Origin of the sequence: Caulobacter sp. X (genome assembly GCF_002742635.1) — a bacterium.
Lineage (GTDB): Bacteria > Pseudomonadota > Alphaproteobacteria > Caulobacterales > Caulobacteraceae > Caulobacter.
The window spans coordinates 868,324-888,195 of record NZ_PEGF01000002.1; the positions used below are offsets into that span (position 1 = coordinate 868,324).

19 protein-coding genes and 2 pseudogenes are annotated in these 19,872 nt (G+C 70.0%); 15 read left to right on the top strand and 6 right to left on the bottom strand.

Features of this window, described 5'->3' with window-relative positions:
* Nucleotides 1-133 precede the first annotated feature (133 nt).
* The 7 genes from CSW60_RS16340 to CSW60_RS16370 all read left to right on the top strand — a co-directional run bounded on the left by CSW60_RS16340 (nucleotide 134) and on the right by CSW60_RS16370 (nucleotide 9,303).
* Nucleotides 134-1,450 (top strand): amidohydrolase, encoded by a 1,317-nt coding sequence (locus tag CSW60_RS16340; protein WP_099538360.1) that lies wholly within the window; start codon nucleotides 134-136, stop codon nucleotides 1,448-1,450.
* 92 nt (nucleotides 1,451-1,542) lie between these two features.
* On the top strand, nucleotides 1,543-2,694 hold the full coding sequence (locus tag CSW60_RS16345; protein WP_099538361.1) for an endo-1,4-beta-xylanase: 1,152 nt from the start codon (nucleotides 1,543-1,545) through the stop codon (nucleotides 2,692-2,694).
* Nucleotides 2,695-2,818: 124 nt separating this feature from the next.
* Nucleotides 2,819-4,489, top strand: a complete 1,671-nt coding sequence (locus CSW60_RS16350; protein WP_099538362.1) for a glycoside hydrolase family 43 protein — start codon at nucleotides 2,819-2,821, stop codon at nucleotides 4,487-4,489.
* Between the two features lie 225 nt (nucleotides 4,490-4,714).
* Nucleotides 4,715-5,233 carry an FKBP-type peptidyl-prolyl cis-trans isomerase gene (locus CSW60_RS16355; RefSeq protein WP_099538363.1) on the top strand — a complete coding sequence of 173 codons (519 nt, stop codon included), beginning with the start codon at nucleotides 4,715-4,717 and terminating at the stop codon, nucleotides 5,231-5,233.
* Nucleotides 5,234-5,470: 237 nt separating this feature from the next.
* On the top strand, nucleotides 5,471-7,096 hold the full coding sequence (locus tag CSW60_RS16360; protein WP_236634302.1) for an ATP-binding protein: 1,626 nt from the start codon (nucleotides 5,471-5,473) through the stop codon (nucleotides 7,094-7,096).
* Nucleotides 7,097-7,282: 186 nt separating this feature from the next.
* Complete coding sequence (locus CSW60_RS16365) at nucleotides 7,283-8,878, top strand: flavin monoamine oxidase family protein (RefSeq protein ID WP_099538365.1); 1,596 nt, start codon at nucleotides 7,283-7,285, stop codon at nucleotides 8,876-8,878.
* Between the two features lie 2 nt (nucleotides 8,879-8,880).
* Nucleotides 8,881-9,303, top strand: coding sequence for a cytochrome c (locus tag CSW60_RS16370; RefSeq protein ID WP_099538366.1), 423 nt, complete (start codon nucleotides 8,881-8,883; stop codon nucleotides 9,301-9,303).
* 55 nt (nucleotides 9,304-9,358) lie between these two features.
* Here the strand turns inward: CSW60_RS16370 and CSW60_RS16375 are convergent, their stop codons facing one another.
* The 4 genes from CSW60_RS16375 to CSW60_RS16390 form a co-directional block, all read right to left on the bottom strand.
* Complete coding sequence (locus tag CSW60_RS16375; protein WP_099538367.1) at nucleotides 9,359-9,817, bottom strand: SRPBCC family protein; 459 nt, start codon at nucleotides 9,815-9,817, stop codon at nucleotides 9,359-9,361.
* Nucleotides 9,814-10,155 (bottom strand): helix-turn-helix transcriptional regulator, encoded by a 342-nt coding sequence (locus CSW60_RS16380; RefSeq protein WP_099538368.1) that lies wholly within the window; start codon nucleotides 10,153-10,155, stop codon nucleotides 9,814-9,816. Before CSW60_RS16380 ends, CSW60_RS16375 begins: the two co-directional genes overlap by 4 nt.
* A gap of 90 nt (nucleotides 10,156-10,245) precedes the next feature.
* On the bottom strand, nucleotides 10,246-11,826 hold the full coding sequence (locus tag CSW60_RS16385) for an aldehyde dehydrogenase (NADP(+)) (protein ID WP_099538369.1): 1,581 nt from the start codon (nucleotides 11,824-11,826) through the stop codon (nucleotides 10,246-10,248).
* Nucleotides 11,827-12,099: 273 nt separating this feature from the next.
* Nucleotides 12,100-12,852, bottom strand: a complete 753-nt coding sequence (locus CSW60_RS16390) for an SDR family NAD(P)-dependent oxidoreductase (RefSeq protein ID WP_099538370.1) — start codon at nucleotides 12,850-12,852, stop codon at nucleotides 12,100-12,102.
* A gap of 84 nt (nucleotides 12,853-12,936) precedes the next feature.
* Between CSW60_RS16390 and CSW60_RS16395 the strand changes: the two genes are divergently transcribed.
* A complete protein-coding gene (locus CSW60_RS16395; RefSeq protein WP_099539161.1) occupies nucleotides 12,937-14,631 on the top strand; it encodes a DNA-packaging protein in 1,695 nt (564 codons plus the stop codon).
* Nucleotides 14,632-14,643: 12 nt separating this feature from the next.
* On the opposite strand, the gene CSW60_RS16400 is transcribed toward CSW60_RS16395, so the two are convergent.
* A complete protein-coding gene (locus tag CSW60_RS16400; protein WP_099538371.1) occupies nucleotides 14,644-15,045 on the bottom strand; it encodes an endonuclease domain-containing protein in 402 nt (133 codons plus the stop codon).
* Here CSW60_RS16400 and CSW60_RS16405 point away from each other — a divergent pair.
* From CSW60_RS16405 to CSW60_RS16415, 3 genes and pseudogenes are all read left to right on the top strand, one after another.
* Nucleotides 15,044-16,328, top strand: a pseudogene (locus tag CSW60_RS16405) (phage portal protein). The gene CSW60_RS16400 and the pseudogene CSW60_RS16405 overlap by 2 nt on opposite strands.
* A gap of 127 nt (nucleotides 16,329-16,455) precedes the next feature.
* Complete coding sequence (locus CSW60_RS16410; RefSeq protein ID WP_099538373.1) at nucleotides 16,456-16,701, top strand: hypothetical protein; 246 nt, start codon at nucleotides 16,456-16,458, stop codon at nucleotides 16,699-16,701.
* A gap of 151 nt (nucleotides 16,702-16,852) precedes the next feature.
* Nucleotides 16,853-17,269, top strand: coding sequence for an HK97 family phage prohead protease (locus tag CSW60_RS16415; RefSeq protein WP_099538374.1), 417 nt, complete (start codon nucleotides 16,853-16,855; stop codon nucleotides 17,267-17,269).
* Here the strand turns inward: CSW60_RS16415 and CSW60_RS16420 are convergent.
* Nucleotides 17,250-17,600, bottom strand: a complete 351-nt coding sequence (locus CSW60_RS16420; protein ID WP_099538375.1) for a bleomycin resistance protein — start codon at nucleotides 17,598-17,600, stop codon at nucleotides 17,250-17,252. The genes CSW60_RS16415 and CSW60_RS16420 overlap by 20 nt on opposite strands.
* A gap of 62 nt (nucleotides 17,601-17,662) precedes the next feature.
* Between CSW60_RS16420 and CSW60_RS24110 the strand changes: the two are divergent.
* The 4 genes and pseudogenes from CSW60_RS24110 to CSW60_RS16435 form a co-directional block, all read left to right on the top strand.
* A pseudogene (locus CSW60_RS24110) lies at nucleotides 17,663-17,772 on the top strand (peptidase); the annotation flags it as partial.
* Between the two features lie 18 nt (nucleotides 17,773-17,790).
* On the top strand, nucleotides 17,791-19,014 hold the full coding sequence (locus CSW60_RS16425) for a phage major capsid protein (RefSeq protein WP_099538376.1): 1,224 nt from the start codon (nucleotides 17,791-17,793) through the stop codon (nucleotides 19,012-19,014).
* A 144-nt stretch (nucleotides 19,015-19,158) separates the two neighbouring features.
* Complete coding sequence (locus tag CSW60_RS16430; RefSeq protein WP_099538377.1) at nucleotides 19,159-19,425, top strand: head-tail connector protein; 267 nt, start codon at nucleotides 19,159-19,161, stop codon at nucleotides 19,423-19,425.
* Complete coding sequence (locus tag CSW60_RS16435) at nucleotides 19,422-19,814, top strand: DUF3168 domain-containing protein (protein ID WP_099538378.1); 393 nt, start codon at nucleotides 19,422-19,424, stop codon at nucleotides 19,812-19,814. Before CSW60_RS16430 ends, CSW60_RS16435 begins: the two co-directional genes overlap by 4 nt.
* The last annotated feature ends 58 nt before the right edge of the window (nucleotides 19,815-19,872 follow it).

Below are 19,872 nucleotides of genomic sequence, written 5' to 3' on the forward strand. Positions count from 1 at the left end.
TCTCGGCGCGTCCGCGCGACCCCTCACTCGGCCCTTCGGGCCACCCTCTCCCGCAAGGGAGAGGGAAGGGGCTAGCGGTTTTGCTTTCGCCATGCGTCATTCAGGCGAAGCTTTCCAATCCGAGAACGCCCCCATGAAGCCCCTGTTCGCCGCCGCCGCCCTGGCGCTTGTCCTCGCCGCCTCCGCCCAGGCCGCGCCGCTCAACGCACCGGCGACGCTGAAGGTCATCGACGCCCAGCTGGACCGTGACTACCCGGCGCTGGAGGCGACCTACAAGGCGATCCACGCCCATCCGGAGCTGGCCTTCCAGGAGGTCCAGACCGCCAAGACCCTGGCGACCGAGATGCGGGCGCTCGGCTTCACCGTCATCGAAGGCGTTGGCAAGACCGGCGTCGTGGCGATCCTCAAGAACGGCGAGGGGCCCAAGGTGCTGATCCGCACCGAGCTGGACGCCCTGCCGATGGAGGAGAAGTCGGGCCTGCCCTATGCCAGCCGCGCCACCGCGACCTGGCGGGACGAGAAGACCTTCGTCGCCCACTCGTGCGGCCACGACATCCACATGGCGGCCTGGCTGGGGACCGCCCGTCAGCTGGTCGCCATGAAGTCGAAGTGGAAGGGCACGCTGGTCTTCGTCGCCCAGCCGGCCGAGGAAGTCATCGGCGGCGCCAAGGCCATGCTGGCCGACGGGCTGTGGGACAAGATCGGCGGCAAGCCCGACTACGGTTTTGCTCTGCACGTCGGCCCCGGTCTGGCGGGCGAGATCTATTATAAGCCCGGCGTGATCAGCTCGACCTCGGACGGCATCGACATCACCTTCAATGGCCGGGGCGGGCACGGCTCGATGCCGTCCTCGACGATCGATCCGGTGATGATGGCCGCTCGCTTCACGGTCGACGTCCAGAGCGTGATCAGCCGCGAGAAGGACCCCTCGGCGTTCGGCGTCGTCACGGTCGGCTCGATCCAGGCCGGCAGCGCCGGCAACATCATCCCCGACAAGGCTCGGGTGCGCGGCACCATCCGCACCCAGGACGACGCGGTGCGCGACAAGGTCCTCGACGGCGTCAAGCGCACGGCCCAGGCGGTGGTCGACATGGCCGGCGCGCCCCCGGCCGAGGTCAAACTGACTCCCGGCGGCAAGATGGTGGTCAATGACCAGGGCCTGACCGACCGCACGGCGGCGGTGTTCAAGGCGGCCTTCGGCGCGCGCGCGGTGGCCCAGACCCAGCCCGGCTCGGCGTCGGAGGACTATTCGGAGTTCGTGATCGCGGGCGTGCCGTCGCTGTATTTCGGCATCGGCGGCTTCGACAAGGCGACGGTCGAGAAGGCCAAGGCCGAGGGCAAGCCGCTGCCGACCAACCACTCGCCGTACTTCGCTCCAACGCCGGAGCCCACCATCCGCACGGGCGTCGAGGCGATGACTTTGGCGGTGCTGTCGGTGGTGGGGAAGTAACGCCGTCTAATGGGTTGACCCCGCCGCTTTGGTCAGGTGATCTGCTCCCAAAATGGTAGCGCTACCGCGCCGCCGATAAACGGGAGGCGCGCATGGCTTCAGGCAAGTTCGAACCGACACGGCGACAGGCGCTCGCGATGGGCGCCGGCGCCGCCGCGAGCCTGGCGGCTCCCCGCGCCTTCGCCGACGAGACGCCCCTGCGCGATCTGGCCCAGGCCAAGGGTCTGTACTTCGGCTCGGCCGTGCCGGCGGGACCGCCCGGGTCCACCCAAGGCCCGTTCGAGGACGCCCGCTACAAAGCCATCCTGGCCCGCGAGTGCGGCCTGCTGGTCCCCGAGAACGAGCTGAAGTGGTACGTGGTCCGCCTGGCCGGGCCCGAGAGCTTCGACTTCAGCCGCGCCGACCGCATCGCCGCCTTCGCCCGCGAGAACGGCCAGGCCCTGCGCGGCCACACCCTGCTGTGGCACCATCCGCAGTGGTTCCCGGCCTGGACCAAGACCTACGACTTCGGCGCCAATCCCGCCCAGGCGGCGGCCAAGATGGTCACCGAGCACATCCAGGCCCTGTGCGCGCGCTATCCGCAGATGATCTCGTGGGACGTGGTCAACGAGACGGTGGACCCGAAGGACGGCTCGATCCGCTCGACCTTCCTGTCGGACGCCATGGGCAAGGAAGAGGTGCTGGATCTCGCCTTCCACGTCGCCCGCGAGGCCGCGCCCAAGGCCCGGCTCGTCTACAACGACTACATGAGCCAGGAGGTCGGCAACGAGAAGCACCGCTACGGCGTGCTCAAACTGCTGGAAGGCTTCAAGAAGCGCGGGACGCCGGTCGACGCGCTTGGCGTGCAGAGCCACATCGGGGCGGAAAACGCGGACACCTTCACGGGCTTTGGCAAGCCGCAAGAGAAGGAATGGACGGCGTTCCTGAACGACGTCACCGGCATGGGCTATGACCTGCTGGTCACCGAGTTCGACGTCCACGACAAGGGTCTGCCGGCCGAGTTTGGGCCCCGCGACGCGGCGGTGGCGGCCTACGCCAAGGCCTTCCTCGACCAGATGCTCAGCTACCGCCAGACCAAGGAGGTCCTGGCCTGGGGCATGATCGACAAGTACTCGTGGCTGCAGGGCCAATGGCTGCGCGAAGACAAGCTGCCCAAGCGCCCGACCCTCTATGACGACGACTACAAGCCCAAGCCCTTGCGCGAGGCGGTGGCCGCGGCCCTGCGGGCCGCGCCGGCGCGGTAGGGTTTAAGCAGCGCCCCCTCCGTCGCGGTGCGTATCCGCACCGCGCCAACTCCCCCGCGCCGCGGGTGAGGAGGAGGGCGCGCTCAACGGCCCCCAAAGGGAGAGACGAATGATCCGAACGGCAATGACCCTGGCCCTGCTGGCCGCCCCGATGGCCGTCGCGACGGCCGCCCAAGCCGCGCCGAACACCGCCGCGTTCAGCAACTTCGTCTACCAGGGCTCCGACCCGTCCGACGCGATCAAGGCCGGGCCCGGCCAGTACCGCAATCCGGTTGTCCAGGGCTTCTATCCGGACCCCAGCATCACGCGGGTGGGCAAGGACTACTACCTGGTCAATTCGACCTTCGCCTGGTTCCCGGGCCTGCCGATCCACCACTCGACCGACCTGGTGAACTGGACCCAGATCGGCAACGCCATCGACCGGCCGGGCATGCTGGACTTCAAGCGGCTGGGCCTGTCGCGGGCGGTGTTCGCTCCGGCCATCACCCATCACGACGGCCTGTTCTACATCCTCAACACCTGCGTCGACTGCGGCGGCAACTTCCTGATCACCGCCAAGGACCCGCGAGGTCCGTGGTCGGATCCGGTGTGGCTGCCCGAGGTGGGCGGCATCGACGCTTCGCTGTTCTTCGACGACGACGGGCGAGGCTGGATCGTCAACAACGACAACCCGCCGGGGCCGGCCGAGTACCAGGGCCACCGCGCCATCTGGATCCAGGAGTACGACCCGAAGGCCCAGAAGACGATCGGTCCGCGCTCGGTGCTGCTGGACAAGGGCGTCAATCCGGCCGCCAAGCCGATCTGGCCCGAGGGGCCGCACATCCTGAAGAAGGACGGCTGGTACTATCTGGTCGCCGCCGAGGGCGGCACGGCCGAGGGCCACAGCCAGGTCGTGCTGCGGTCGAAGAGCGTCACCGGCCCCTACGTCCCCTATGAGCACAACCCGATCCTGACCCAGCGCGGCCTGCCCAAGGACCGGCCGCTGCCGATCACCTCGGCCGGCCACGCCGACATCGTCGACACGCCGGACGGCCAGTGGTGGGCGACCTTCCTGGCCGTGCGCCCCTATGGCGACGATCTCTACAACACCGGCCGCGAGACCTTCCTGCTGCCGGTCGAGTGGAAGGACGGCTGGCCGGTGATCCTGGAGAACGGCAAGACCATCCCCTATGTCGCCGACGCGCCGAAGCTGCCCGCCACCCCGGCGCCGCCGACCTCGGGCCCGTTCAAGGTCGCCGAGACCTTCGCGGGTCCGGAACTGCCCAAGAGCTGGATGACCATGCGCATCCCGACCAGCCGCTGGTGGTCGGTGAAGGGCGGGACGCTGAACCTCGAGGCGCGCCCCGACAAGCTGGGCGGCCACGCGCAGCCCTCGATCTGGGCGCGCCGCCAGCAGCACATGAACGCCACGGTGTCGACCACGGTGCGCTTCACGCCCAAGGCCGACGGCGACAAGGCGGGGCTGGTGGCCCTGCAGAACGACGACTTCTACTGGTTCGTCGGCCTGGTCCGCGACGGCGGCAAGACCCTGGTCCGGGTCGAGAAGCGAACCGGCAAGGATGATCCGGTCGACGGCGTGGTGGTGGCTGAAAAGGATGTTTCCCTCAAGAACGGCCAACCGCTGAACCTGAAGATCTCGGCCAGGGCCGGGAGCTTGGACTTCGCCTATGGCGTCGCGCCGGGCAAGTGGGAGGTGCTGAAGGCCGGGGCCGATGGGACGTCTCTGAGCACCAAGGTCGCCGGCGGGTTCGTCGGGACGATGCTGGGCGTCTATGCGCACGGGGCGGGGCGGTAGGGCGACTGACAGCAAATCCTCCCCCAGCGGGGGAGGTGGCCCGAAGGGCCGGAGGGGGAAGTCTTGCTGACCTTGCCCCTTCCCCTCCGTCGTCGCTACGCGCCGACACCTCCCCCGCTGGGGGGAGGATGGAACCCCACCCCCCAAAATTTCGCCGCGAAGTTCGGGTGAACCCCCGCTAGGGTGTCGCTTCAGACAAGTTCCATGAGTCCCGAAAGACCCTTGATGCGCCTTCTCGCTCCCCTGGCCCTCGCCGCCGCGCTCGTCTCCCCACTGGCCGCCGGCGCCGCCCACGCCCAGACCCCGCAGCCCTCGCCGCCGCCGCAGTTGAACGCCGGCCCCTCGGCCGCCGCCGTCGCCGGCAAGGCTTTCCTGGAGAAGAACGCCAAGGCGCCGGGCGTCGTCAGCCTGCCCTCTGGCCTGCAGTACAAGGTCGTGACCAGCGGCCCCAAGGACGGCCCCTCGCCGAAGCTGGGCGACATCATCAAGGTCAATTACGAGGGCAAGCTGCTGAGCGGGCAGGTGTTCGACAGCAGCTTCGCGCGGGGCCGCGCCGCGATCATGCCCGCCGACGGGCTGATCCAGGGCTGGCTGGAGGCCCTGCCCAGAATGAAGGTCGGCGACGAATGGATCCTCTACATCCCGTCGGAGCTGGGCTACGGCTCGCGCGACATGGGCGAGATCCCGCCCGACAGCGTGCTGATCTTCCGCCTGAAGCTGGAAGGCATGCTGGCGGTGGACTAAGGCGCGAAGATGCTCCCCCGCGATGCGGGGGAGCTGTCGCGGAGCGACTGAGGGGGCAAGCTGGAGCCGGCGGAGCTAGCCCCCTCCGGCCCTCTGGGCCACCTCCCCCGCGATGCGGGGGAGGATCTAAGGTCCTGTGGCTAAAAGCCGCGTTTTACCGTTCGCTAGCCACGCGGGCGTAGGGCGGGATGGATGGCGAGCTCTCGACCCTCTCCCCGCCGGGTGCTCAACCGGCCCATGCGGCTGATCCACGGATTGGTCGTGGCGGCGGCTGTCCTGGTGGTCGTGTCGTTCGTCGGCGGCTTGGCCCTGATGGTCGTCACGGCCCGGACGCTGGACCATATCGAGGCCCAGGACGAGATCAGCCTGGCGGATCGATCGATCGCCCGCGACCTCGAGCGGATGCGCCGCGAGCTCACCTCGGCCACGCTTTGGGACCGGGCCTATCAGGCGATGGGCCCCAGGGTCGACGCGGCCTGGGCCGACGCCAACTTCGCCCAGTACTACAAGACCCAGTTCGGCCACGGCCTGACCTTCGTGATGCGCTCGGGCCAGGTCGTCTACGCCTCTCGGGCCGGGGTCAGATCGCGCGCCGAGGCGCTCGGCGCCTTTCCGGCGAAGGCCGCGCCGATCGCCAGCCAGGTCGCGGACGATGCGCGCCGGGCCCTCCGCGCGGGACGGCTTGGGGCCGCGGCGGAGGTGACCCGGGTGGGGCTGATGCGCGAGGACGGGGACGTCTATCTCGTCGCCTTCGCCGCCGTGACGCCCCTGACCCGTTCCGTCGCCGACGCCTATGACGGCCCCTCGACGGTCGTGGTCAGCGCGCGCCGGATGGACGCGGTCTTCCTTCGCGATTTCTCGGAGGCCTATGGTCTGGACGCGCTGCAGCTGCGCGAGACGCCGCTGGGCCTGAAGCCCTACGCGCCGCTGACGGGCATCGACGGCCGTCCGGTCGGCGTGCTGTCGTGGGAGGCGGACGATCCGGGCCTGACGCTGCTCAAGACCCTGGCCCCCTGGCTGGCCGTCGGCTTCGTGGTCATGGGCGTCGCCGCCATCCTGCTGTTCCGCCGCGTCGCCGAGGCGCTGGTCCAGCTGCGCGACGGCCGCCGCGAGCTGATCGCCGCCAAGACCGAGGCCGAGGCCGCGAACGCCGCCAAGACCCTGTTCCTGGCCAATATGAGCCACGAGATCCGGACGCCGCTGAACGGCGTCCTGGGCATGGCCCAGGTGATGGCCGCCGATGCGCTGACCGAGCCCCAGGCCCGCCGCCTGCGCATCCTGGAGGAGTCGGGGCAGGCGCTGCTGGCCCTGCTGAACGACATCCTCGACATCGCCCGGCTGGAGCGCCACGCCGTGCGGCTGCGGTCCGAGGTCTTCGACCTGGCCGGGATGGTCGAGGCCGCGTGCCTGGCCTTCTCGGGCGCGGCGGCGGTCAAGGGTCTGTCGCTGTCTGTCGATGTGGCGCCGGATGTCCGGGGACGCTGGCGGGGCGACGCCATGCGCCTGCGCCAGGTGCTGGGCAATCTGGTCGCCAACGCGATCAAGTTTACCGACCGAGGCGGCGTCACTGTCCGGGTTCGCCCCTCGACCCAGGGCCTGCGCTTCGAGGTCGAGGACACCGGCCCCGGCGTGCCCGCCGAATACCTGCCCGACCTGTTCAAGAGCTTCTCCCAGATCGACGAGTCGTCGACGCGGCCCCACGACGGGGCGGGCTTGGGGCTGTCGATCTGCCGCGAGCTGGTGCAGCTGATGGGCGGGACGATCGACGTCCACACGGCGCTGGGCCAGGGTTCCAGCTTCCACTTCGTCGTCCCCCTCGAGCGCGTCGCCGACGAGCGCCCGAACCTGCGGGTGGTGAAGTAGGGGGGGCGGACCCCGTCGCCCCGCCTGCACAGTTCGCGCGCAGCGAACTCCTCCGGGCGCCGATAAATCGGAGCTTGGTCGGCCTCCTTCGCCCGACGCCGCCGTGAGGCCTCGCCCCCGCCGTCTCCGCTGATAGCCCTTCTATCCGCACGCCGAATTCGGCGGCGCGTGAGGGGAAGGGCTTTCATGGACTCCGGTGTCAGGGCGCCGACGCGGCGCCAGCTTCTGTCCGCCATCGCCAAGGTCGGCGGCACGGCGGCGCTCTATCAGGCGATGACCACGCTGGGCCACGCGGCCGAGACGCAGTTCCACGGCCCGCCGAACCTGCAGGGCGCGCGGCCGGGCGCCAGCGTCATCGTGCTGGGCGCGGGCCTGGCCGGCATGCTGGCCGCCTATGAGCTGCGCAAGGCCGGCTATAAGGTCCAGATCCTGGAGTTCCAGAACCGCGCCGGCGGCCGCAACTGGTCGCTGCGGGGCGGCGACACCTACACCGAGCTGGGCGGCGCGACGCAGAAGGTCGCCTTCGCCCCCGGCAACTACCTGAACCCCGGTCCCTGGCGCATTCCGCACCATCACCGCACCTTGCTCCACTACTGCAAGCAGTTCGGCGTGGCCCTGGAGCCGTTCATCCAGTTCAACCACTCGGGCTGGATCCACTCGTCCCAGGCCTTCGGCGGCAAGCCGGTGCGCTTCAACGCCGCCGCCGCCGACTTCGAGGGCAATATCGCCGAGCTGCTGGCCAAGTCGGTCAACGCCAAGGCCCTCGACGACACGGTCACCCAGGAAGACCGCGATCGCCTGTTGGAGGCGATGAAGGGCTGGGGCCTGCTGGACAACAATTACAAGTATTCGCCCAGCCTGAAGGCCTCCGGCCACCGCGGCTACGAGCGCCCGCCAGGCGGCGGCGTTAACGGCGCGCCGATCCCGTCCAAGGACCTCTACAGCCTGCACGATGTGCTGGATCCCCAAGTCTGGACCTCGATGGGCTTCTTCATGAACCACGAGATGCAGACGACCATGTTCCAGCCGGTCGGCGGCATGGACATGATCGGCAAGGGCTTCGCCAAACAGGTCGAGGGCCTGATCACCTACAACGCCAAGGTCGGCAAGATCGCCCAGGACGACAAAGGCGTCACGGTCAGCTGGACCGACACCGTCACCGGCAAGGCGACCGACGCCAAGGCCGACTGGTGCGTCTGTACGATCCCGCTGGGCGTGCTGGGCCAGATGGACCTGCAGGTCACCGACGAGATGATGGCCGCGATCAAGGCGGTGCCTTACTCCGGCCAGGTCAAGATCGGCCTGGAGATGAAGCGCCGCTTCTGGGAGGAGGACGACTACATCTACGGCGGCCACAGCTTCACCGACCAGGAGATCGCCCTGATCTCCTATCCGAACAACAACATGTTCAAGGACGGCCCGGCCGTGCTGCTGGGCGCCTTCGCCCGCGAGCTGGGGGCCTATCGCCTGGCCGGCATGACGCCCGAGCAGCGGATCGAGGTCGCCCTGGCCCAGGGCTCGGTGATCCACCCGGAAAGCTACCGCAAGGAGTTCCTGTCGGGCGCCTCCGTGGCCTGGAGCCGCGTGCCCTGGTCGCTCGGATGCTGCGCCCGCTGGAACGAGGACACCCGCAAGCAGCACTACCAGACCCTGGTCGGCATGGACCGCCGGATCGTGCTGGCCGGCGAGCACGCCTCCTACGTCGGGTGCTGGATGGAGGGCGCGCTGCTCTCGTCCATCGACGCCATCACCCGTCTGCACAAGCGCGCGCTGGAGGCCTGAGGATGCGGAAGATCATTCTGACGGCGGCCCTTCTGGTCGCCTTCCCGGCCATGGCCCAGACGCCGGCGTCCGGCGGCGGCGACACGGGCGGCGGCATCGTTCGCGCGCCCAAGCCGGTGACCGGCGAGCAGGTCTATGTCCAGGTCTGTCAGGCCTGCCATATGGCGGACGCCAAGGGCGGGGCGGGGGCGGGGACCATTCCGGCCCTGGCCTCGAACCCCCGCCTGGCCGGGGCGGCCTATCCGATCATGATCGTCACCGGCGGCAAGGGCGCCATGCCCGGCTTCGTCGGGACCTTGAGCAACGCCCAGATTTCCGAGGCGATCACCTATGTCCGGACGCACTTCGGGAACAGCTACGCCAAGCCGGTGACGGAAGCGGATGTCGCGAAGATGGCGAAGCCGCCGGCGGCGGGGGGGCATTAGGGGGGCTCATTTCTCCTCCCCCATCGGGGGAGGGGGAGGAGAGAAAACCTAGGCCTCACCCCTCCACGATCGGAACGATCTGCTCCATCAGCTGGCGCGTGCCGTCCTCGCGGCCTTCGGGGCTGTAGTAGCCGTCCAGGAACACCCCGACCTCGGTGATGACCAGCCGCGTCTTGGCGCCCTCGGGTCGCATCTCAAGCGTCGCGACCGACACCGACGCCAGGTTCTCGCCGTGGTGCATCCAGTAGGTGTAGACGATCCGCTCGTTGGGCACGATGTCGTGGTAGCGGCTGCGGAAGTGGTGCGGGAGCTCGCCCGGCGGGCGGCTGACGGCGTAGTCCTCGCCGCCGACGCGGAAGTCCATGCCGCTCTCCGGCGGGCCCCATTCCTCGGGCCCATGGAACCACTGGGCCTTCTTCTCCGGATCGGCGAAGGCGGCGAACACCCGGGCGGGCGAGGCGGCGTAGACCCGCTCGACCACGAAGGTGGCGTGGATGGCGCTGCGGTGGGTCATTTCGTTTCCTCGTTCTGTTCGGCGGCCAGGAAGGCGTCCAGCCGGTCGAGGCGCCGCTCCCACTGGACGCGCCTCTGGTTGATCCACTGCTCGGCCAGGGACAGCGCCTCGGGACGGATCTGGCAGGTGCGCACCCGGCCGACTTTCTCCGACGTCACGATCCCGCCCGCCTCCAGCATGGCCAGGTGCTGCATGACCGCCGGCAGCGACATGTCCAGCGGCCGGGCCAGCTCGCTCACCGAGGCGGGGCCGCGGGCAAGCCGCTCGACCATGTTGCGCCGCGCGGGGTCCGCGAGGGCCTGGAACATCAGGTCGAGCGAGAGGGGATGGTTAGGCATGTGGTTAAGTATCGGGGCGTGGGCGGATAGTCAAGTGAGTGCTTAAGTGTTTGGATGAAAGAAATCCTCCCCCGCGAGGGGGAGGATTTTTTAGAGTTTCACCTTGCCATCGACCCGCCGCGCAATCCCCAGCGGGTTCTCCGTCTTCAGCTCCGCCGGCAGCAGCGCCTCGGGCAGGTTCTGATAGCTGACCGGACGCAGGAAGCGGGCGATGGCGAGGGTGCCGACCGAGGTCGTGCGGCCGTCGCTGGTGGCCGGGAACGGACCGCCGTGGACCATGGCCGGGGCCACCTCCACGCCGGTGCCAAAGCCGTTGACCAGGATGCGTCCGGCCTTCAGCTCCAGGGTCGGCAGCAGGGCGGCGGCGATGCCGTGGTCGGCCTCGTCCATGTGGAGGGCGATGGTCAGCTGGCCCTCGACGGCGGCGACGACCTTTTCCAGCTCGGCCTGGTCGGCGGCGCGGACCACGACCGAGGCCGCGCCGAACACTTCCTCGTGCAGGCGCGGATTGGCCAGGAAGTCGGCGGCCTTGACGCTGAACAGGGCCGCGCGGCCGGTGTGGCTGCCGTCGGGACCGGGGACGCCGCGCGCGACGGTGGTCACCTCCTTGGCTTCGGTCAGGGCGGCGACGCCATGGGCGAAGGCCTTGCAGATGCCCGGCGTCAGCATCACCGAGGCGGGCGCGGCCTCGACAGCCTTGCCGGCGGCCTCGACGAAGGCGTCCAGCTCGGGGCCTTCGATGGCCAGGATCAGGCCAGGATTGGTGCAGAACTGGCCCGCGCCCAGGGTCAGGGCGGCCACGAAGTCCGGGGCGATCGCCGCGCCGCGCGCCTTCAGGGCGGCGGGCAGCATGATCACCGGATTGATGCTGCTCATCTCGGCGTAGAACGGGATCGGCTCGGGGCGGCCTTGGGCGATCGCGAGCAGGGCCAGGCCCCCGCGACGCGAACCGGTGAAGCCGGCGGCCTTGACGCGCGGATCGGCGACCAGGGCCTGGCTGACCTCATAGCCGCTGTCATGGATCATCGAGAACACGCCCGGGTGCAGGCCGCAGGCGGCGACGGCGGCCTGGATGGCGCGGCCGACCAGCTCCGAGGCGCCGGGGTGGGCCGGGTGGGCCTTGACGATCACCGGGCAGCCGGCCGCCAGGGCCGAGGCCGTGTCGCCGCCGGCCACCGAGAAGGCCAGCGGGAAGTTCGACGCGCCGAACACCGCCACGGGACCCAGCGGCACGTTGCGCAGGCGCAGGTCCGGACGCGGCAGCGGCTTGCGGTCCGGCTGAGCGGGGTCGATCCGCGCTTCCAGGAAGCCGCCGTCGCGCAGCACGCCGGCGAACAGGCGCAGCTGGCCGACGGTGCGGCCGCGCTCGCCTTCGAGGCGCGGGCGGGGCAGACCGGTCTCGGCCATGGTGCGGACGATCAAATCATCGCCGATCGCCTCGATGTGCTCGGCGATCGTCTCCAGGAAGGTCGCGCGGGTCTCGTAGGGTAGGGCGCGATAGCTGGCGAAGGCCTCGTGGGCCAGGGCGGCGGCCTGGTCGACATCCGCCTTGGTCGCGCCGCCGAACGCGGGCTCCAGGGTCTCGCCGGTCGCGGGATTGACGCCCTTGATCTCGCCGTTGGTCCCCTTGCGGCTTTCGCCGCCGATCAGAAGCTGGCCGGTCAGATGCACTTTGGTCGTCCTGCGAGTGTTGTCGTTGCGATCGCTATAGATGGGAGCGCTAACATGACAAGTCCATGCGCGCGATGCGGCTTTCGAGCGTCAAGGCGCCGACGGCCGTTCCTAGGCGCGCTTTGAAGCCCGGTTCGAGAGGGGCGGCAAGTAAATCCTCCCCCTAGCGGGGGAGGTGGCGCGAAGCGCCGGTGGGGGAAGTGCTTGCAGCCTTGCGTCTGCCCCCTCCGTCGTCTCTTCGAGCCGACACCTCCCCCGCTAGGGGGAGGATTTCTACAGCGACTGTCCGTCGTCCACGGTGAACACGCTCCCCGTCACCGCCCGGGCGGCGTCCGAGCACAGGTACAGCGCCGTGCCCGTCAAATCGTCCTCGTCCATCAGCCGCTTGCGGGGGAAGCTGGCGACCAGTTTGGCGCCGCCCTCGGTGTCGAACCAGTCGCTGTTCAACTCGGTGCGGATGTAGCCGGGGCACAGGACGTTGACGTTGATCCCCTTGCGGGCCCACTCGCGGGCCAGGCTCTTGCCCATCATGGCGGTGGCGGCTTTCGAGGCGCAGTAGGCGGTCACGCCCGGCAGCACCTTGTGCGCCCCGATCGAGGCGACCAGCAGGACGCGGCCGCGACCCGTCTGCTCCGACCCCGCCCGGATCATCCGCCGCGCCCCCTCGCGGGCGGTCAGGAAGACGCCCCGGGTGTTGACGCCCATCACCTTGTCGAAGTCGGCCGCCTCGATGTCGAGGGCCGACCCCTGGATATTGATCCCGGCGTTGGCGATCACCGTGTCGGGGACGCCCAGGCGGTCGCTGATGGCGTCGTAGCCGGCGATGATCGAACCCTCGTCCTCGACGTCCATCGAGAAGGCGGCCGCGCTCTGGCCGATCTCGGCGACCAGCGCCTCCAGCCGTTCGGCGCGCCGCGCGGCCAGCGCCACCTTGGCCCCGGCGGCGGCCGCGCGGCGAGCCAGGTGCGCCCCGATGCCGGACGAGGCGCCGGTGACCAGCACGGTCCTTCCGGAAAGATCGATCATGACGGCTCCCTTTTTCCGCCAGCGTGGCCGGCGCGAAGGCCGCTGTCGAGCCGGCCCCGGCGGCAAGTACGAGCGTTCAGCGCGCTGCATGCTCGGCGTAGACGAGATGGAGTTGAGGAAAATCAGAGACTTGTCACTTTTATAGGCTTCTGGATCATCCGCGTCCGCTGGCGCCGTATCTTTGTGTCATGGCCGGAAATAGCGACAAGGTCCGGACCTGGAGCGAGACGCTGCAGGGCCGCCTCACGGCGAAGATGGATCAACTCATCACCGCCTTCGAAGCCACCGACGACCCCGCCGAAAAAGCCCAGATCGAGAAGGACGCCCGCCTCTGCGGCGTCTTCGCCCGGTCGGCCAAGGCGGTGGCGACGATGGTCCCCGAACCCAAAGCCAAACCCGCCGCCGACGAGGCGGCCGATGACGACGAGGCCTCCATGCATGACGGCATCCCGGACGACCCCGAAGAACTTCAAGCCGCTCTTGTCGCCCGCTTCACTCGCTTCGCTGAGCTCCTCGAACTCAAGCGTCGAGATGATGAAGGCGCTGGCGATAGCGATCTCGGTCCTGGAGCCCCTGGACCAGCAGCGCCTGCTTAGCGCGGCCCTGGCCGAACCGCTGAAGCACCAGATCGCGCCGCCATTCGAGCCCTGGTCGACCTGGCTGATGCTGGGCGGGCGCGGCGCGGGCAAGACCTTCGCCGGGGCGCGCTGGATGACCTGGAACGCCTTGGCCTATCCGAACCTCGCCTTGGTCGGACCCACGCTGCACGACGTGCGCGAGGTGATGATCGAGGGGCCGTCTGGCTTGAAGGCGATGGGCGGGCCAGCCTTTCGCCCGCGCTGGGAAGCCTCGCGCCGGCGCCTGGTCTGGCCTAACGGCGCCTGCGCCTACGCCTTCTCGGCCGAGGACTCGGACTCCCTGCGCGGCCCGCAGTTCCACGCCGCCTGGGCCGACGAGTTCTGCGCCTGGCCCAAGCCCGGCGACACCCTGGCCATGCTGCGCTTTGGCCTGCGCCTGGGGACCGATCCGCGCCTGGTGGTGACCACCACGCCCAAGCCCCATCGCGCCCTGAAGGTGCTGATGGCCGAGCCCGGGGTCTCCCTGACCCGCGCGGGCACGGCCGCCAACGCCGGCAACCTGGCGCCCGCCTTTCTGCGGACGCTGAAGAGTCTCTATGGCGGCACCAGCCTGGCCGCTCAGGAGTTGGACGGGGTGATCGTCGAGACCGACGGCGGCCTGTTCCGCGCCGAGGACCTGGCCAGATGCCGCGCCGCGCGGCCGGCGCGCCTGGACCGCGTCGTCGTCGCCGTCGACCCGCCCGCCACCGCAGGCGGCGACGCCTGCGGCATCGTGGTCGTCGGCCGCCGCGATGACCGCGCCTTCGTCCTGGCCGACGAGACCGCGCGGGGACTGTCGCCGGCGGGGTGGGCCGCCCGCGCCGTGGCCGCCGCGCGAACCTGGAGCGCCGACGCCCTCGTGGCCGAGGCCAACCAGGGCGGCGACATGGTGCGCTCGGTCTTGGCCCAGGCGGACCCGCCATGCCGGGTGAAGCTGGTGCGAGCATCGGTCGGCAAACGCGCGCGGGCCGAACCGGTGGCCGCGCTCTACGAGCAGGGCCGCGTGCTGCACTGCGGGCCGTTCGTGGCGCTGGAGGAGGAACTGATGGCCCTGGGCTCCGGGGATCTGGAACACAGTCCCGACCGGGCGGACGCCCTGGTCTGGGCGGTCAGCGAACTGATGCTGGGGGCTGAGAGGCGGCCTAGGCTGAGGGCGTTGTGAGGGTTCAAGCGATCAAGATCCTCCCCCGCGATGCGGGGGAGGTGGCCCGGAGGGCCGGAGGGGGCGAGCGCTGACCTGATCCAGTATTCGCCCCACCGCCGCCTCCGGCGAAGCGAGGATATCGCGGGCAGGAACGCGAAGCGTGACGACGCCCCGACTTTCCAGCCACGCGTCACGCTCTGCATCCCTGTGCGGTCGATTACCGAAGCAATGCCATTCGCCGTCGACCTCGACGGCCAGACATAAAGCCTCGCAGTAGAAATCGAGAATGTAACGACCGACCGGATGCTGTCGACGGAAGTGTAGCCCACCAACCTTGCGGCCCTTCAGTTCTCGCCAAAGCAAACCTTCGGGCAGCGTCAGCTCTCGGCGGAAGCGCTGCGCCGTCAGTCTCTGCACAAGGGGAGGTCTCATCGGCTTCTCCGGTGCTCGCCCCCTCCGTCGCTCCGCGACACCTCCCCCGCATCGCGGGGGAGGATCTTTGGAGGGGCCGCCTTCCCCACCACCCTACATTGTTCCCTTTTCGTTCTCAACTCCACTTACCGGAGCGCTCCCCCATGCTCTTCCCCAAACCGCGCCCGCCTGAGCGCAAGGACTCCCGCGCCGCGCGGCTGATCGCGTTGACGACTGGCGGTCGTCCGCAGTGGACGCCGCGGGACTATGGCGCGCTCGCGTCCGAGGGGTTCGCCAAGAACCCCGTGGCCTATCGCTGCGTCCGGATGATCGCCGAGGCCGCGGCCGCCACGCCGCTGGCCGTCTTCGTCGACGGCCGCCGGGCCGACGATCATCCGCTCAAGCGCCTGCTGGACCGGCCCAATCCCGAGCAGGGCGGGCCCGATCTGATGGAGGCGTTCTTCGGGAGCCTGCAGGTGGCCGGCAACGGCTATCTGGAAGCCGCCGGCGACGGCGCGCCCAGCGAGCTCTACGCCCTGCGCCCCGACCGGATGACGGTGGTGCCCGGACCGCGCGGCTGGCCGCTTGCCTATGACTATCAGGCCGCCGGGCGCACGGTCCGGATCGGGCGGGACGGCGACGGCTGGCTGCCGGTGCTGCACTTGCGCCTGTTCAATCCGACCAGCGACCACTACGGCTTCTCGCCGCTGGAGGCCGCCGCCTTCGCGATCGACGTCCACAACGCCTCCAGCGCGTGGAACAAGGCGCTGCTGGACAACTCCGCCCGGCCCTCCGGCGCGCTTGTCTATTCGTCCAAGGACGCCGGCGACCGCCTGACCGACGAGCAGTTCGACCGGCTGAAGACCGAGCTGGCCAACGCGCATTCAGGGACCGCCAACGCCGGCCGGCCGCTGCTGCTGGAGGGCGGGCTCGACTGGCGGGCCATGTCGCTGACCCCGGCCGAGATGGACTTCACCGAAGGCAAGCACGCCGCCGCCCGCGAGATCGCCCTGGCGTTCGGCGTGCCGCCGCAACTGCTGGGCATCCCCGGCGACAACACCTACGCCAACTACCGCGAGGCCAACGCCGCCTTCTGGCGCGGGACGGTGGTTCCGCTGGCCGAGCGGGCGGCGCGGGCGCTCACCGCCTGGCTGGCCGTGAAGTTCCCCGGCGCGCGGATCGCTCCGGACCTCGACGCCGTGCCAGCCCTGTCGGCCGAACGCGACGCCCTGTGGAGCCGGCTGGAGACGGCGTCTTTCCTAACCGACGCCGAGCGGCGGCGGCTGGCGGGGCTGGAGCACTAAAATCCTCCCCCTAGAGGGGGAGGTGGCCTGAAAGGCCGGAGGGGGAAGTTCTCCTGGCCCGGCCTCTTCCCCCTCCGTCGACTGCGTCGACACCTCCCCCACTGGGGGGAGGATTTGGAGACATCCCATGACCACACCCACCCGCTGGCGCCTGGACCGCCAGGTGTCGGCCGCCGTCCTGGTCGCGGTCGCCATCCAGGCCGCCGCCGCCCTGCTGTGGGCCGGCAAGGCCTCGGCGCGGATCGACGAGATGCAGCGCCGGCTCGAGGCCCAGGCCCCGGTCGCCGAGCGCCTGGCGCGCCTCGAGGCCCAGGCCGACGCCACCCGCCAGTCGCTGAACCGCATCGAAGCCAAGCTGGAGCGCGTCCGCTAGCCGTCCCCCAACAACCCCGCCTTCCTCGCCCTTGTGGCGAGGACCCATGCGTCCGCTCACGGAGCGCCCCCTCAGAGGCGCGCCGCGTCGGCGGAACGCTGGGTCCCAGGGACAAGCCCTGGGAAGGCGATGAAAAGGAAAGGCCCATTCCTTGTCCGATCATCTTTCCATCGAAGGCTACGCGTCCCTGTTCTGGACCCGCGACCTCAATGACGACGTCACCGCCGCCGGCGCCTTCGCCGAGAGCCTGGCGGCCGGAAGCCCCGTGAAGATGCTGCACCAGCATGACGAGGCCGAGCCGATCGGCGTCTGGGACGCGGTCGTCGAGGACGCCAAGGGCCTGTTCGTGCGCGGCCGCATTCTGCGCGCGACCCCGCGTGGAAGGCTCGTCGCCGCGCTGGTCGAGGCCGGCGCGCTGGACGGCCTGTCGATCGGCTTTCGCCAGGTGAAGGCGCGAACCCAGGGCCGCCTGCGCGTCTTGTCCCGCGTCGAGCTCTGGGAGGTGTCGATCGTCACCTTCCCGATGCTGCCGGGAGCGAGGCTGACCCTCAGTTCCGGATCAGCCTGAGCAGGGTGCCGTCCGGGTCGATCAGGGCGGCCATGATCTTCTTGTCGCCCGGCGGGTGCAGGCGGGGGAAGCCTTCGGTCTTCTCCTCGATCCCGGCCGCCAGGCAGACCGCGTAGAAGCCCTCGAGGTCGTCCAGCCGCAGGCAGCAGGCGAAGTTGCTGGTGGCGGGTTTGAGGCCCGGGAACGGGAAGAACTCCAGCATCAGCCGGCCGCGCTCCAGCACCATCCAGCCCGGATCGCGCGAGGCCCGCTCGAAGCCGAGGGCGGCATAGAAGCTCTCGGTCGCGTCGAAGTCGCTGGACGGGAGATTCGGCGTGGCGCGGTCAGGCATGCGGCGACGCTAGCATGAGTCCCGCGCGGCGCCGTGGGCGGCTCACAAGATCCTCCCCCTAGCGGGGGAGGTGGCCCGAAGGGCCGGAGGGGGAAGTGCTGGAAAGCCGGCCTCTTCCCCCTCCGTCGTCCCTTCGGGCCGACACCTCCCCCGCTGGGGGGAGGATTTTCTTCCATCTTCGGAGAACCCCATGAAGGAAACCAAACACGCGGCCTCGCCCGAGGCCCGCGCGGCGCTGGCCGACGTCCTGACCGCGTTCGAAAGCTTCAAGGCCGCCAATGACGCGCGTCTTTCGGCCATTGAGACCAAGCGGGCCGACGTCCTGCTGGAAGAGAAGGTCGGCCGCATCGATGAGGCGGTCAGCCGCGCCCAGGACCGCCTGGATCGCCTGATGGCCGACCTGCGCCGTCCCGCCCTCGGCGGCGAGGCGCCGGTCGCCACGGTCGACGAACGCAAGGCCGCCTTCGATCGCTATGTGAAGACCGGCGAGACGCCCGCGGCCCTGCTCGAAGCCAAGGGCCTGTCCGAAGGGACGGCCACCGCCGGCGGCTATGTCGCCCCGCCGGAGCTGGAGCGGCTGATCCTGCGCCGCCTGGCCGCCACCTCGCCGATGCGCGAGATCTGCCAGGTCCGCACCATCGGCGCCGGGACCTTCCGCAAGCCGGTCTCGCCCACGGGTCTCGCCGCCGCCTGGGTAGCCGAGACCGCCGCGCGTCCGGAGACCACGGCTCCGACCCTGGACGTGATCGACTTCCCGGCCGGCGAGCTCTACGCCAGCCCGGCCGCCACCCAGGCCCTGCTGGACGACGCCTATGTCAGCATCGACGAGTGGCTGGCGGAAGAAGTGCAGGACGCCTTCGCCGCCCAGGAGACCTCGGCCTTCGTGTCGGGCGACGGGGTCAACAAGCCCAAGGGCCTCCTGGCCTACACCGCCGCGCCGGACGCCAGCTACACCTGGGGTCAGGTCGGCTATCTGGCGACCGGCGTGGCCGGCGGCTGGACGGCCTCGAACCCGACCGACAAGCTGATCGACCTGATCTACGCGACCAAGACCCAGTACCGCCAGAACGGCCGCTTCGTCATGAACCGCCGCACGGTCAGCGCAGTGCGCAAGTTCAAGGACGCGCAAGGCAACTACATCTGGAACGCGGCCCTGCAGCCGGGGCAGTCGGCGAGCCTGCTGGGCTTCCCGGTCACCGAGATCGAGGCCATGCCCGATGTCGCCGCCAACAGCCTGTCGGTGGCGTTCGGCGACTTCGAGAAGGGCTATTTGATCGTCGACCGCGCCGGGGTGCGGGTCCTGCGCGACCCGTACTCGGCCAAGCCCCACGTCCTCTTCTACACCACCAAGCGCGTCGGCGGCGGCGTGCAGAACTTCGACGCGATCAAGCTGCTGAAGTTCGCGGCGTCGTAGGCTTATCCGGCGTCCCCCTCCCCCTTGCGGGGAGGGGGCAGGGGGTGGGGGTGTCAGCGCCTCATTGTCCCCTCATGGCGCGGAGCAGCGCCCCCACCCCAACCCCTCCCCGCGAGGGGGAGGGGCTACCCTCAGAGACCCCCCATGCAATCCCTCACCCTGGCCGAGGCCCGGGCGTTCCTGCGCGTCTCCGACGCGGCGGAGGACGCCGTGCTCACGCTCCTGATTGACGCCGCCGAGGCGCGCGTCGCGGCCGCCGCGAGCGTCGCCCTGACCGCCGCCAGCCCCGCGCCCCTGCGCCTGGCGGTCCTCACCCTGGTCGCCCACGCCTACGAGCACCGTGACGCCGGCGAACCCTCGCTGGCCCTCGTCGAGCCGTGGCTGACCCCTTACCGAAAGGCGCGGCTGTGACCGACAAGCCCCTGATCGACGCCCTGGTCGCGACGCTGAAAGCCGCGCCCGCCGTCACCGCCATCGCCGGCCAGCGGATCTACGCGACCGCCCCGCGCCTGCCGACCTATCCCTGCGTCGTCGTCACCCGCTCGGAAGGCCGTCCGGTCTCGGAGGGCGACGCCATCGAGCACCTGCTGACCCTGACCTGCGCCAGCCGCTTCGGCGGGCCGGAGGAGGCCCGGGCGCTGGTCGCCGCCGTCCGCGCGGCCTTGCACGACGCCAAGCCGACGCTGAGCGGTCGGCGGCTCGTGAACCTGCGCGTCCCCTATGCCGACTGCTTCACCGGCGCCGACCGCGAGACCACCCTGGGGATCGTCCGCGTGCGAGCGGTGACCGAAGTGTCCTGACCCTCACAGCCGCACCCCCGCCCCCCGCCCCCTCCCCACAAGGGGGAGGGGAAAGTGA